General features: G+C 74.0%; 12 protein-coding genes. 5 read left to right on the top strand and 7 right to left on the bottom strand.

Features of this window, described 5'->3' with window-relative positions; all coding sequences use genetic code 11:
* Positions 1–87: 87 nt before the first annotated feature.
* From OKX07_RS02145 to OKX07_RS02135, 3 genes are all read right to left on the bottom strand, one after another.
* The gene (locus OKX07_RS02145; protein ID WP_265630226.1) at positions 88–771 is read right to left on the bottom strand and encodes a GntR family transcriptional regulator; all 684 of its coding nucleotides are present in this window, start codon (positions 769–771) and stop codon (positions 88–90) included.
* 31 nt (positions 772–802) lie between these two features.
* Entirely contained in the window at positions 803–2131 is a 1329-nt protein-coding gene (locus OKX07_RS02140; protein ID WP_265630225.1) for a HupE/UreJ family protein, read from the bottom strand.
* A 188-nt stretch (positions 2132–2319) separates the two neighbouring features.
* Positions 2320–3354, bottom strand: a complete 1035-nt coding sequence (locus OKX07_RS02135; RefSeq protein WP_265630224.1) for a serine/threonine protein phosphatase — start codon at positions 3352–3354, stop codon at positions 2320–2322.
* 95 nt (positions 3355–3449) lie between these two features.
* On the opposite strand from OKX07_RS02135, the gene OKX07_RS02130 reads away from it, so the two are divergent.
* The 3 genes from OKX07_RS02130 to OKX07_RS02120 all read left to right on the top strand — a co-directional run bounded on the left by OKX07_RS02130 (position 3450) and on the right by OKX07_RS02120 (position 5510).
* The gene (locus tag OKX07_RS02130; RefSeq protein WP_322746818.1) at positions 3450–4514 is read left to right on the top strand and encodes a DMT family transporter; all 1065 of its coding nucleotides are present in this window, start codon (positions 3450–3452) and stop codon (positions 4512–4514) included.
* Positions 4515–4667: 153 nt separating this feature from the next.
* Entirely contained in the window at positions 4668–4946 is a 279-nt protein-coding gene (locus tag OKX07_RS02125; RefSeq protein ID WP_265630223.1) for a hypothetical protein, read from the top strand.
* 153 nt (positions 4947–5099) lie between these two features.
* Positions 5100–5510 (top strand): DUF6578 domain-containing protein, encoded by a 411-nt coding sequence (locus tag OKX07_RS02120; protein ID WP_265630222.1) that lies wholly within the window; start codon positions 5100–5102, stop codon positions 5508–5510.
* 24 nt (positions 5511–5534) lie between these two features.
* On the opposite strand, the gene OKX07_RS02115 is transcribed toward OKX07_RS02120, so the two are convergent.
* Complete coding sequence (locus OKX07_RS02115; protein WP_265630221.1) at positions 5535–6962, bottom strand: serine hydrolase domain-containing protein; 1428 nt, start codon at positions 6960–6962, stop codon at positions 5535–5537.
* A gap of 66 nt (positions 6963–7028) precedes the next feature.
* Between OKX07_RS02115 and OKX07_RS02110 the strand changes: the two genes are divergently transcribed.
* Together OKX07_RS02110 and OKX07_RS02105 are read left to right on the top strand one after the other, a co-directional pair.
* A complete protein-coding gene (locus OKX07_RS02110; RefSeq protein WP_265630220.1) occupies positions 7029–7493 on the top strand; it encodes a DUF3237 domain-containing protein in 465 nt (154 codons plus the stop codon).
* Between the two features lie 11 nt (positions 7494–7504).
* A complete protein-coding gene (locus tag OKX07_RS02105) occupies positions 7505–8821 on the top strand; it encodes a flavin-dependent oxidoreductase (RefSeq protein WP_265630219.1) in 1317 nt (438 codons plus the stop codon).
* 18 nt (positions 8822–8839) lie between these two features.
* Here the strand turns inward: OKX07_RS02105 and OKX07_RS02100 are convergent, their stop codons facing one another.
* The 3 genes from OKX07_RS02100 to OKX07_RS02090 all read right to left on the bottom strand — a co-directional run bounded on the left by OKX07_RS02100 (position 8840) and on the right by OKX07_RS02090 (position 12181).
* Complete coding sequence (locus OKX07_RS02100; protein ID WP_265630218.1) at positions 8840–9373, bottom strand: VanZ family protein; 534 nt, start codon at positions 9371–9373, stop codon at positions 8840–8842.
* A gap of 166 nt (positions 9374–9539) precedes the next feature.
* Positions 9540–11426 carry an FtsX-like permease family protein gene (locus tag OKX07_RS02095; RefSeq protein WP_265631778.1) on the bottom strand — a complete coding sequence of 629 codons (1887 nt, stop codon included), beginning with the start codon at positions 11424–11426 and terminating at the stop codon, positions 9540–9542.
* A 5-nt stretch (positions 11427–11431) separates the two neighbouring features.
* Positions 11432–12181, bottom strand: coding sequence for an ABC transporter ATP-binding protein (locus OKX07_RS02090; RefSeq protein ID WP_265630217.1), 750 nt, complete (start codon positions 12179–12181; stop codon positions 11432–11434).
* Positions 12182–12286: the final 105 nt, after the last annotated feature.

Here is a 12286-nt window from a genome sequence, read left to right as displayed (position 1 = left end):
GTCAGATGTACTCCCGTCGTCGGGGGGGCGTCACCGTGCCGAAACCCGCCGGATCCCCGCGCCCACTGCGCACACTGGGCGCCTCGGCTACGACCCGGCCGCCACCTCGAAGGCGAACTCACCCGAGAGGTAGCGGTCCTCGCCGAACTCCACGGCCCGGCCGTCCCGGGCGAACGTCGACCGGTGCACCGCGAGCAGCGGGCTCGAGCGCCGCACGCCGAGCAGCCGCGCGTCGTCGCTGGAGGCCGGCACGGCCGAGATCCGGTGGGTACCGTGCACGACGTCGACGCCGGCCTCGGCGAGCACGCGCGTGGTCGAGACCACGTCGACCGGCACCTCCTCCATCAGCGGCATGACCCACGGTGCCCAGATCGAGCGCTCGACCATCACGACGCGCCCGTCGAGCGTGCGGATCCGTGTGAACCGGAGCAGCGGCTCGCCGAACCGGACGCGCAGCCGCCGCGCTTCACGCACGGTCGCGGCGACGTGCTCGCGCTGCACGATGCGGCCGCCGGCCGCCATGCCGCGCGCCTCGGCCCACTGCGTGAAGGAGCGCATCCGGTCGAAGCCCTGCACCTGGTCCACGAGCCGCACGAACCAGCCCGAGTTGCGGTGGGGCTCGATCAGGCCCCGCCGGGCGACCGCGGCCAGCGCCGTGCGGATGGTGGCGCGCGACACCTCGTACTCGTGCGCGAGCGCGTGCTCGCTGGCCAGGCGGGTCCCCGTGACGAACTCGCCGTCGAGGATCCGACGGCGCAGGTCGTCGGCCACGTCGCGCGCCGTGGCCGCCCGGCTGGGGGCCTCAGCCGCCGGCGAGCACACGTTCGACGAACCAGTAGAGGCCGACGGCCGCGACCACGGCCGAGACGACGACGCCGAGCCAGAGGCCGGCCGCGGGAATCCGCCGGCGCAGGAGCGCCAGGGCGGGGAACACCACGACGATGATGCCGAGCTGCACCACCTCGATGCCCACGTTGAACACCAGCAGTGCGCCCAGCAGGCCCCAGGAGAACGCCTCGGCGATGCCCAGCGCGCCGGCGAAGCCGACGCCGTGGATCAGGCCGAACAGGAAGACCACGGCGATGCGCACCGTGTCGGCGCGCGTGAGGCCCAGCTGCCGCCGGGCCGGCGCGACCTCCGTCTCGACGTCGACGCGCTCCAGCGTGGCGACATCACCGGACCCGCCGGCGGCGACGCGGGCGGTGGCGGCACCCGGTGCGACCGGCAGTGCGGGAGGCGGCGCGCCGCCCGTGCGTCGGCGGAGCACGCCCCACAGGTGCCAGAGCGCCACGATCGCGATCGACAGCGCGATGACCGGCTCGACGACCGCACCCGGCACGCTCACCACCCCGAGCGCGGCGAGGATGAAGGTCACCGAGTGCGCCACCGTGAACGCCGTCGCGGTGAGCACGATGTCGCGCAACCGACGTGACCCGACGATCAGGGCGAGCAGGAACAGGATGTGGTCGAGCCCGAACAGCAGGTGCTCGCCGCCCAGCACGAAGAAGTCCCACATCCGCGACCCCCAGTCCTGGGTCGTCGTCATGGCCGGGTCGGTGTCCGTGTCGAGCTGCGCGACACCGGAGCCCGACACGAGGTCGTAGCTGACGATCGTGGTCGTCATCCCGCCGGGCTCGGTGCCCGGGAACAGCTCCGTCGTGATGCGGTACGCGGGGGCGTGCTCGCTGACCCGGCCGCGGCAGTCCGACTCGATCACGATGCGCGCGTGCGGCACGCTCTCGATCAGGACGATCTCGTACGGCGCCGCCAGCGTGCTGGGGCACGCGTCGGCGCCCTCGTCCGCCGGGGCGACGGACCACCGGGGCAGCACGTAACCGGCGACCGTGTCGGTGTGCTGCTCGAGGATGCGGGGGGTGAGCAGGGCCGGGTCGCGGCCCGACGCCTGCACGTCGGCGTACGCAGCGGACTCGAACGTCTCGTCGCCCATCTCGCGAGCGCCGTCGGTGGCGAGCAGCACGTACTCGAGATCGAGCACGGTGCGCACCACGCCCGGGTCGGGCTCGGTGAGGTCCGCGTAGGCGGTCGCGGCGTAGCTGTGGGCGGCCGCGGGACCGGCGGAACCCAGCAGCGCGAGCAGCGGGAGCAGCCCGGCGAGAAGGCGTCGACGCACGACGCTCCTTTCGGAAGAGGGACGCCAGTACCTTCCGGCATCTCGGCGAACAGCCGATGAGGTGCAGCCGAACGTCCGACGGCGTCGGCCCGACGGCGACGGTGAGCGCCGCCAGCGGAGTCGTCAGAGGCGTCCACGTCGCGAGCTGCTACCCGGACCACCCCTGGCCGGACCGACCCGTGTCCGCGTCAGTGGTCGGTGGAGCCCGGCCCGGCGCCTCCGTACTGCGCGTCGACGTCACCGTCGACCAGGCGCCAGCAGAAGTCGTTCATCCTGGCCGCGGCGGCAGCGTGCCGGGCGAGGAGGCCGGCCACGGCCGCCGGCACGTCCTGCGGGATGTCGCCCGCTGCGCACCGCCGCACGTACGCGTTGCGTTCCGCGGGGCCGCCGCTGGTCGGCATCGGCACCCCGCACACGGTCGTGACGACCCAGTTCACCAGCCGCATGGCCGCGTAGTCGGCGTCGTGCTCGACGTTGCGGGCGACGAAGGCGCGCTCGGCGTCGGACAGGTCGAACCGGGCCGAGGTGGCCAGGCCGAAGTCGACGAGGTACATGCGGTCCTCGTCGGCCCGCATGTTCCCGACGTGCCCGTCCAGGTGCAGCACGCCGCGGCTCCGCAGGAACGCGACGGTCTCGACGAGCTGCCGCTCGAACCACTCCGCACGCCCCACCGGGTCCTCGTTCAGCCGGTCGAGGAGCGGGACGGGGTGGTGCTCGAGGAAGAGCACGAGGCTGGAGCGCGCCCCGGCCAGCTCCTCGAAGCGGGTCCGCACCGCGGGGTCGCCCCCGAACTGGGCGACGACCGCATCGACGTCCCGGTGCTCGGACGCGACGGGTGGGCGACCCGGCAGCACCCGCCAGTGGTGCAGCAGCGCGAAGGACTCCGCCTCCCCGGCGAGCACACCCTCGGTGACGACGAGGTTCGCAGCCAGCTCGCGCCACGCACCGAAGCCCGGGCCTGCGAGGGGGTGCATCCCGTACTGGCAGGACAGCGGCAGGTCGAACAGGTTCGCCGTGCTGTGCGCGTGCGCCAGCTCCCGGTCGGTGATCGGGATCCGCTTGGCGAACACCGCGACGCCGTCGACGTCGAGCACCGACGCACCCCCGCCCACGCCGACGGTGCTGGTGGGTGCCGCGTGCAGGAGCGCCGCCAGCGCGTCGTCGGCGCGCGCCGCGAGCGCCGCCGACACCAGGTCGTGACGGGCACGTCGGGCAGGGAGCATCGCGCCATCCTGCCCGCCTTCGCGGTCTCGGTCCCGGTCCCGGTCTCGGTCTCGGTCCCGGTCCCGGTCCCGGAGTAGTGCGCGACGATGGTGGGGTGATCGAGTCGTCGCGGGGGCTCCGCAACGTCGGCGTCCGGGCGGCGTTGCTGGCCGCGGTGCTGTTCGGTGCGAGCGCCCCGCTCGCGAAGCTGCTCGTCGGCGACGTCGGCCCGTGGCTGCTCGCCGGGCTGCTGTACGCCGGCGCCGGGCTAGGGATGGGGATCTGGCGGCGCCTGCGGCGCGCGCCGCGGGTTCGTCTCCCCCGACACGAGGTGCCGTGGCTCGTCGGCGCAGTGGCCGCCGGTGGCGTCGCGGGGCCGGTCCTGCTCCTGTTCGGGCTGGCGTCGATGCCGGCCTCGGGGGCGTCGCTGCTGCTCAACGCCGAGGGCGTCCTGACGGCGGTGATCGCCTGGGTGGTGTTCCGGGAACCGGCCGACCGGCGGGTGGTGCTCGGGATGCTGGCGATCGTCGCCGGCGCCGTCGTGATCGCGGTGCCGACCGGGCAGGCGCAGGTGGCGAGCGTGTGGCCGGCGCTGGCGATCGTGGGGGCGTGCGCGTGCTGGGCCGTGGACAACAACCTGACCCGGAAGGTCTCGCTGACCGACGCGAGCTGGCTGGTGATGGTGAAGGGCGCCGTCGCCGGCCCGACCAACCTCGTCGTCGCGCTGCTGCTGGGCGCCGCGCTGCCGACGGTGACGACGACGGCTGCCGCGCTGGTGCTGGGCTTCGTCGCCTACGGGTTGAGCCTCGTCCTGTTCATCGTGGGGCTGCGTCACGTGGGTACGGCACGAGCCGGCGCGTACTTCTCGGTCGCACCGTTCTTCGGCGCCGTGCTCGCCGTCGCGCTCGGTGACGCGGTCACGTGGCAGCTGCTGCTGGCCGGTGCGCTGATGGCCGCGGGGACGTGGCTGCACCTGAGCGAACGGCACGGGCACGAGCACACGCACCGAGTCGTCACGCACGACCACGGGCACACGCACGACGACGGGCACCACGACCACCCGCACTCCGCCGGTGAGCGGGCCGCGGCCGGCGTCGCGCACCGCCACGTGCACACCCACGACCCGGTGACCCACCGGCACGAGCACTACCCCGACGCGCACCACCGCCACGACCACTGACGGCCGGGCGTCTGCAGCAGGCAGGACCACCCGAACGGCGGTATGCGACACACGTGCGTGTCGCCCCGCAGGCCGGTGTCGCTTCTGCCGGTTAGCCTGCGACTCGTCCCGATCGCACCACGCGTCGGTTCTCGGAGCAGAAGGAGAGCACCCATGGCAGCGACCCCCACTGTTCGTCGGCGCATCGCGCGAGGCCTCGCGGTCGCGACGTTGGCGGCCACCGCGCTGGGAGGCGCGCTCGCGGCCCCGGCCGCGGCCGCCTCGAGCCAGAAGTACATCTCCATCGACGCATGCCGGGACGCGCAGCGCGCGTACGGCGCGACCTCGTTCGTGCGGATCACGCGCTCCTGCTACAGCTTCATCCCCCAGACCGTCGGCGGCGTCTGGAACCCGGACAACGTCTGGTACCGCTTCGACTACGTGACGCGCTGACGCCGGACGTCAGGGAGCACGTCCGCCGGCCGGCCTCCGCAGCGCGGGGGCCGGCCGGCTCACGTCGACACCGCGCACCCACGGTCCTGCCCTCCGCCGGTGACCCGGACACGACGACGGCTCGCGGGAGCGTCGTCCTGGGACACTGAGGACGTGAGCGTCCTGATCTGGGTCGACGGCTGGCAGATGCAGTGCTGCGGGGAGCGGTTCGCCGTCGGTGAGGCGATCGCCTGGCGCTGCGTGGCTCCGGACACCGAGTGGCTCGAGTCGACGTTGGGGGCCGTGCTCGCCCGACGCGTCTCCGCTGCGGAGGAGCACCACGACGTGCTGCCGGACGACCATCCGACGACGCACGGCACGGTGGTCGAGATCCACGCCGCCTTCAACCGGTACGCACCCCTCGGCGCGGATGCCGTGACCCGCTCCGCTGTGCCGGGTTCGACCGTTCTCCGTCAGGTGGCGCACAGCGGCGGGGACGAGGACCCGCCGTCGGACACCCACTTCGACGGCTGGGTCGTCGAGGTCGACCTGCTGCCGGGGCGTGACGCGCTGCGCCGGACGTGACCCTCCGCACGGCCACCTGAGGCGCTACGCGTGGTCGGGCCGCGTCATCAGCGGCGACCGCAGGTGCAGCTCGAGACTCGGCGTGGTCAGGGGCACGGTGCTCCACGTCGCACGGGCCGTCCCGGCACCCGCGTCGACGACCACCCGGACCGTGTGCGGGGTGGTGATGATGCGCAGGTCGGCGACGAACAGGTCGTCCTGCCAGGCGCCGGACGCGACGACCGGGCGGCCCGGCGGGGAGCTCTCCCGCCACGTGCCGTGCCCGACGTCGACGTGGAGGGGTCCGAGCCGCAGGAGCCAGCCGCCGTCCTGGGGCTCGACGAGCACCGTCGTACCGGCGGCGACGGGCGCGTCCGCACCAGGCCCGTCGATCGTCGCCTCGACGGACCGCCCGGGGCCGGCCGACCCCGCGACCGGCGGGAGCGACAGGGACCGCAGCCGCTCCGCGAGCACCTCGTCGTCCCGGGCGCTGTCTGCGGCGTCCAGACCCGGCAGCAGGCACTCCCACAGGGCGTCGAGCACCTCCTGCCCCTCACCTTCGGCCGTCACCGCGACGACGAGGCCGTGCGCCGGGACCACGACGCACAGCTGGCCGAAGGCCCCCGACCCGTGGAAGCCGTGGCGGGACATCCAGATCTGGTAGCCGTAGCCGCAGGTGTAGTCGGTGTCGTGGGAGTCGTCGTCCTTGTACGGCACGCTGTCGACCTGCTTGCTGGTCGCGAGCTCGACCCACGCGCGCGGCAGGAGCTGCCGGTCGCCCCAGCGGCCGCCGCGCCGCAGCAGCTCCCCGAAGGCGGCGACACCCTCGGTCGTCAGGTGCAGGCCGTGGAACCCGTACGCGGCACCGCTGCCCACCCGGTCCCACTCGGCGTCGACGACGCCCATCGGCGCAAGGAGCCGCTCGTCGAGCAGGTCCGGCAGGCTGCGGCCGGTGACCCGCTCGACCATGCGCGCGAGGACGTAGGTCGTGGGGTTGTCGTAGGCGTGCCGCGTGCCCTCGGCGTCGGTGAACGGGACACGCAGGAAGCCCTTGACGAGGTCGCTCTGCTCGAGCCGCCACGCCTCCTCGAGGCTGTCTGCGCCGTGACCGGTGGTCATGGTCAGCAGGTGGTGCACGGTGAGGCGACGGGCCTGCTCCGAGACGTCGGCCGGGACGTGGTCGGGCAGGACGTCCACCACGCGATCGTCCGGCGAGAGCAGGCCGTCGGCGATCGACAGACCCACCGCGGCCGCCGTGAACGACTTGGTCAGCGAGTACAGCAGGTGCGAGCGGTCGGCCGAGTAGGGCGCCCACCAGCCCTCCGCGACGACGTGGCCGTGGCGCACGACCACCAGGGAGTGGCACTCGACGGACGACGCCTCGAGCCGGTCCACGAGCGCGGCCACCGCCCGCGACGACACCCCCGCCGCTGCGGGGGTGGAGCGGGGCAGGAGCGGGAGTCGCGGGCGCATCCGGGCACCGTAGCGGTCGGCACGCCCAGTAAGGTGCGGTGCACCCGACGTCCCGGGGAGGGACCCTTGCTGGCACTGCAGCCACCGACCGTGCGGCCGTTCTGCACGCTCGAGGTCGATCTCGCGCCGATGATGGACCTGGGGCTCGGCCGGTTCGGGCAGCGGCGCATCATCCCCATCGTGGGCGGGCGGGTGACGGGCCGGGTCAGCGGGACGATCCTCGACCTCGGCGCCGACTGGCAGTCCGTCGCCCACGACGGCGTGGCCGAGCTCGACGCGCGGTACGCGTTCCGGACCGCGGACGGGGCGGTGATCGAGGTCGTCAACACGGGGTACCGGCACGGTCCGCCTGAGGTGATGGCGCAGCTCGCGTCCGGCGCCCCGACGCCACCGGAGTCCTACTCCATGCGCTCGACGGCGCGGCTCGAGAGCGGGCACCCGGACTACCGCTGGCTCAACCGGATGGTGTTCGTCGGGACCGGTGCGCGCGACGCGAGCACCGTGCAGATCGACCTCTACAGCGTGGAATGAGGGCCTCGAACGTGTCTGCACCGCATGTGCTCATCGCCGGCGGCGGGATCGGGGGGCTCGCCGTCGCGCTGACGTTGCACCAGATCGGCGTGCCGTTCACGGTGCTCGAGGGCGCGCGCGAGCTCGCGCCGCTCGGGGTCGGCATCAACCTGCAGCCCAACGCGGTGCGCGAGCTCGACGACCTGGGCATCGGCCCCGACGTCCTCGACGGCATCGGCGTCCCCGCGCGCGAGTGGGCCCTCGTCGGACGCAACGGCAACGACATCTACAGCGAGCCGCGCGGCCTGCTCGCCGGGTACCGCTGGCCGCAGTACGCGCTGCACCGCGGGCGCCTGCAGCTGCTGCTCGCGCAGGTCGTCCAGGAGCGGGCCGGCGTGGACGCGATCCGGCTCGGCCACCGCGTGACGGGCTACGAGAGGAACGCCGACGGCACGGTGACGGCGACCGGGCAGCACCCCGACGGGACCGCGTGGCGGCAGACCGGCACCCTGCTGATCGGCGCCGACGGCATCCACTCGGCCGTCCGCGCGCAGATGCACCCCGACCAGCCCCCGATCCGCTGGGGCGGCACGATGATGTGGCGCGGCACGACGCAGGCCGTGCCCGTGCGCACCGGGTCGTCGTTCGTGGGCCTGGGCTCGGCCCGGCACCGCGTCGTCGTCTACCCCATCTCGCCCGTCGACCCCGGCACCGGGCTGGCCACCGTCAACTGGATCGCCGAGCTCCGGGTGGACGACACCGCCTGGCAGCGCAGCGGCTGGTTCCGGCAGGTGGGTGTCGAGGAGTTCGCGCACCACTTCGACGGCTGGACGTACGACTGGCTCGACGTGCCGGACCTGCTCGCGCGCGCCGAGGTCGTCTACGAGAACCCGATGATCGACCGCGACCCCGTCCCGACCTGGCAGGACGGCCCGGTGCTGCTCGTCGGCGACGCCGCCCACGCGATGTACCCGACCGGGTCCAACGGTGCGAGCCAGGCGATCATGGACGCCCGGCACCTCGGTGCCGCGCTGCTCCGGCGCGGCGTGACCCCCGACGCGCTCGCCGCGTTCGACGCACAGCTGTGCGGGCCGATCTCGCAGCTGGTCCTGCGCAACCGCGGCGCCGGGCCGTTCGGTCTGCTCGACCTCGTCGACGAGCGGTGCGGCGGGGACTTCGACGACATCGACGACGTGGTCCCCGAGGTCGAGCGCACCGCGTTCATGGCCGGCTACAAGGCGGCCGCGGGCTTCGCGATCGAGCAGCTCAACACGGCCGGGTCGACGATCGCGCCGGGGGCGCGGGTGTCGGTGACCGCCGACGTGCAGGGGCGCACCCGGGTGAGGTGAGGTCGTCGGTCGACCCCGTCACGAGCGCGGCCGCGGCGGCGGCCAGGTCGCGGCGCGCACCACGTCCCGCACGCCGGGGACGCGCTCCCCCAGGCGGAGCAGCGCGTACCCGATCGGCGCACCGAGCGTGTTCGCGAGCAGGTCGTTGACGTCGGCGACGTGCCCGCCGTTCGCGACGAGCGCGTTCACCAGCTGCGCCGTCTCCATCAGCAGGCTGAGCAGGAACCCGGACAGCACGACGCGTACGACGGAGCGGGTGCCCGTGACGAGCGGCAGCAGCACGCCGAACGGCACGAACACCACGACGTTGCGGACCATGTCCGCCACCTCGGTGTCGGCCAGGGGCGTCAGGTTGAGGTACGCGTGCCACGGCATGTCGCTGTCGGGCTTGTCGAGGTAGATCGGCAGGACGGTGTTGGCGACGATCCCCGCGACGTACACGCACAGCGCCACGCCGACGAGCACCCGCAGGACCGTCATGCCGCCGCGGCGGTGCAGCCGCCACAGCAGGAGCCCGAGGGCGACGGCCGTCAGCGGCGCGACGACGAGCATCGCGGGGATCTCGCGGTAGAGGACGGACAGGTCGGGCTCCCGGGCGCTGCGGGCACGCGGCCCGTCGACTGACGAAGACGCCGAGCGTAGCCCGGGGCACGCACAGGACCCTCCACCCCGGGGTGCGGGGTGGAGGGTCCGTGTGCGGGCGTCGGGTGGTCGTCTGCTACGCGACGGCCGTCGCCACCGCCGTCGTGCGGCGGGCCGCCAGTGCGGTCGCGACCAGCGCGAAGAGCACGACCGCCGCACTGACGATGCCGTAGGACGGCAGGTCGACCACCGGCAGGCCGGCGAACAGACCGGCGCTCACACCGATCACCGCCGGCACCACCGCCACCGTGCCGACCACCCAGGCCGTCACGCCGGTGATCGTCGCCTCGACCATGGTCATCGCCATGAGCTGGCGACGGGTGGTGCCGGTGCGGTGCAGCAGCGCGAGCTCGTCACGCCGCGCCACCGTCGTCATGGCCAGCGTGCTCGCCGCGCCGACCGCCACGACGGCGAGCAGCAGCAGGAGCAGCGCCGTCCCGATGTCGTTCTCGCCGCCGGCCGACCCCATCGAGGTGGAGATGTGGGTCTGCGGGTCCGCCGCCGACGCGCCCAGGGCCGTGATCGCCGCCGCCGCGTCGGACGCGTCCGCGCCGTCGGCCAGGTCGACCAGCAGGGTGTCCGCCACGACCGGCAGCCCGTGGGCCTCGGCCGTCGCGGGACCGGTGATGATCCCTGCGACGCCCAGGCCGCGGGAGAACACCGCGACGACGGTCGCGTCGACCTCGTCGCCGCCGAGGCGGAGCGTGAGCGTCTCCCCCAGCCCGGCACCGGACGTGAACGCCGTGTCGCTGCTGACGGCCACGGTGTCCGGGGCGTCGATGTCGGCGAGCGAGCCCGTGACGACGTCCGGGTCGAGCGCCGTGGTGCCGGCGGGGACGACCCGCAGCGCGGTCGCCTCCCACGCCAGGGCGCCACCCTCGGTGTCCGTGCGCACCTCGCCCGGGACGGTCGCGAGCGGGACGACGGTCGCGACACCCGGTACCGCCTCCACCTGCGCGGTCAGGTCCTGCGTCGCACCCTCGGTGGGCGTGACGACGAGGTCCGCGGCGACCGAGGCGACGAACTCCTGCTGGACTGCGGTCGTGATGGCCCGGTTCACGCTCGTCTGGACGGTCGCCGCGGCGACGACCAGCGCGAGCGGCACGACGACGGTCGTCAGCCGTCGTGAGAAGCCGCGCACGTTGCGGACGGCGAGCATCGTGGCCGGATTGCCGCCGGACGGGTGCATCCGCGCCACGCGGTCGAAGATCCAGCCGACCAGGACGGGTCCGGCGAGCGCCGTGGCACCGATCAGCAGGAAGGCCGACATCGAGGCCGTGGCGCTCCCCATCGCGCCCGGGATCCACAGGGACGAGAACGCGGCGCCGAGCCCGCCGAGGGTCATCACCAGGGCGGTGACCCGCCGGCCGATCCCGACCTGCCGGTCCTCGACGGCGCTCTGCTGGAGCGCGGCGGTGGGTGCGGTGCGCGCGGCCTCCCGGGCGCCGAGCCGTCCCACGGGGATCGCGGTGACCGCGATCAGCGCGACGGCGACCAGGACGGGCAACGGCGAGAGCGCCGAGGTGAAGTCGGGTGCGACCATCCCGCTGCGCACGAGCACGGGGTCCAGGAGGCGAGCACCGAACAGGCCGGCGACCGCACCCAGCGGTGCGGCGACGAGCGAGACCACCCCCACCTCGAGGGTGACGGCTCGCCGCACCTGCGACGGGGTCGCGCCGACCGCACGCAGCAGTGCGAACTCCCGTCGGCGGCTGCGCAGCGCGAGGCTGACGGTCGCTGCGACGACCATCACCACGACGACGATCAGCGTGCCGGCGTACGACGAGGCGAGGGACACCAGCAGAGCCCCGGAGGCCGGGTCCCCGCCGGACTGCAGGCGCGTGCCCGACTCGAACAGGACGCCCGTGACGGCGAGGACCGCCGCGGCGACGGCCAGGACGACGGCGGTGCCGGCGAAGGCCCCGCGGTGGGCGCGGACGCCCGAGGACGCGAGCTGCCACATGGTGGTCACCGACCCTTCGACAGGAGGCGAGCGGTGACCTGCTCGGCGGTGGGGCGCTCGAGCTGGTCGACGACCAGCCCGTCCGCGAGGACGACGACGCGCTCGGCGGCGGCGGCGACCCCCGCGTCGTGCGTCACGATGACGACCGTCTGCCCGAGCTCGCGGGCCGTGTCCTGCAGCACCTGCAGCACCGCCGCCCCCGTGCGGGAGTCCAGCGCGCCCGTGGGCTCGTCGGCGAAGACGACGGCGGGCCGGGTGATCAGGGCCCGGGCGATCGCGACCCGCTGGGCCTGCCCACCGGACAGCTCGCCGGGCAGCCGGTCCATGAGATCCGGCACACCGAGGAACGTCAGCAGCGCCGACTCCCACGCGGCGTCGACCTGGCGGCCCGCGAGCAGCAGCGGCAGGCGGACGTTCTCGCGGGCCGTCAGGTGGCCGATGAGGTTGTAGGCCTGGAAGACGAAGCCGACGTGCTCGCGGCGGAACCGGGTGAGGTCGTCGGGTCGCAGCGTCGTGAGGTCGTGCCCCCCGACGACGACCGAGCCGCGGCTGGGTGTGTCGAGCCCCGCCGCGCAGTTCAGGAGCGTGGACTTGCCCGAGCCGGACTGCCCCACGATGGCGGTCACCGAGCCGGCGAGCAGCTCCAGGGACACCCCCCGCAGCGCGTGGACCGGCTCGCGGGCCGGGTAGGTCTTGTGGAGGTCGACGAGGCGGACGGCGGTACCCGTCACCTGCGCCGTGGTCTGCGTGGCCATGATGTGCTCCCTGGTGGTCGAGTCGGGGTCGTGGTGCTGATCTCGAACCTAGGAAGTGGGCGGGGTGTCCATCGAGCCTCCGAAGGAGGCCCTGCGCGGGTTCCA

Source organism: Cellulomonas sp. S1-8 (assembly GCF_026184235.1).
Lineage (GTDB): Bacteria > Actinomycetota > Actinomycetes > Actinomycetales > Cellulomonadaceae > Cellulomonas.
This window is presented reverse-complemented; position numbering and strand designations above follow the sequence as displayed.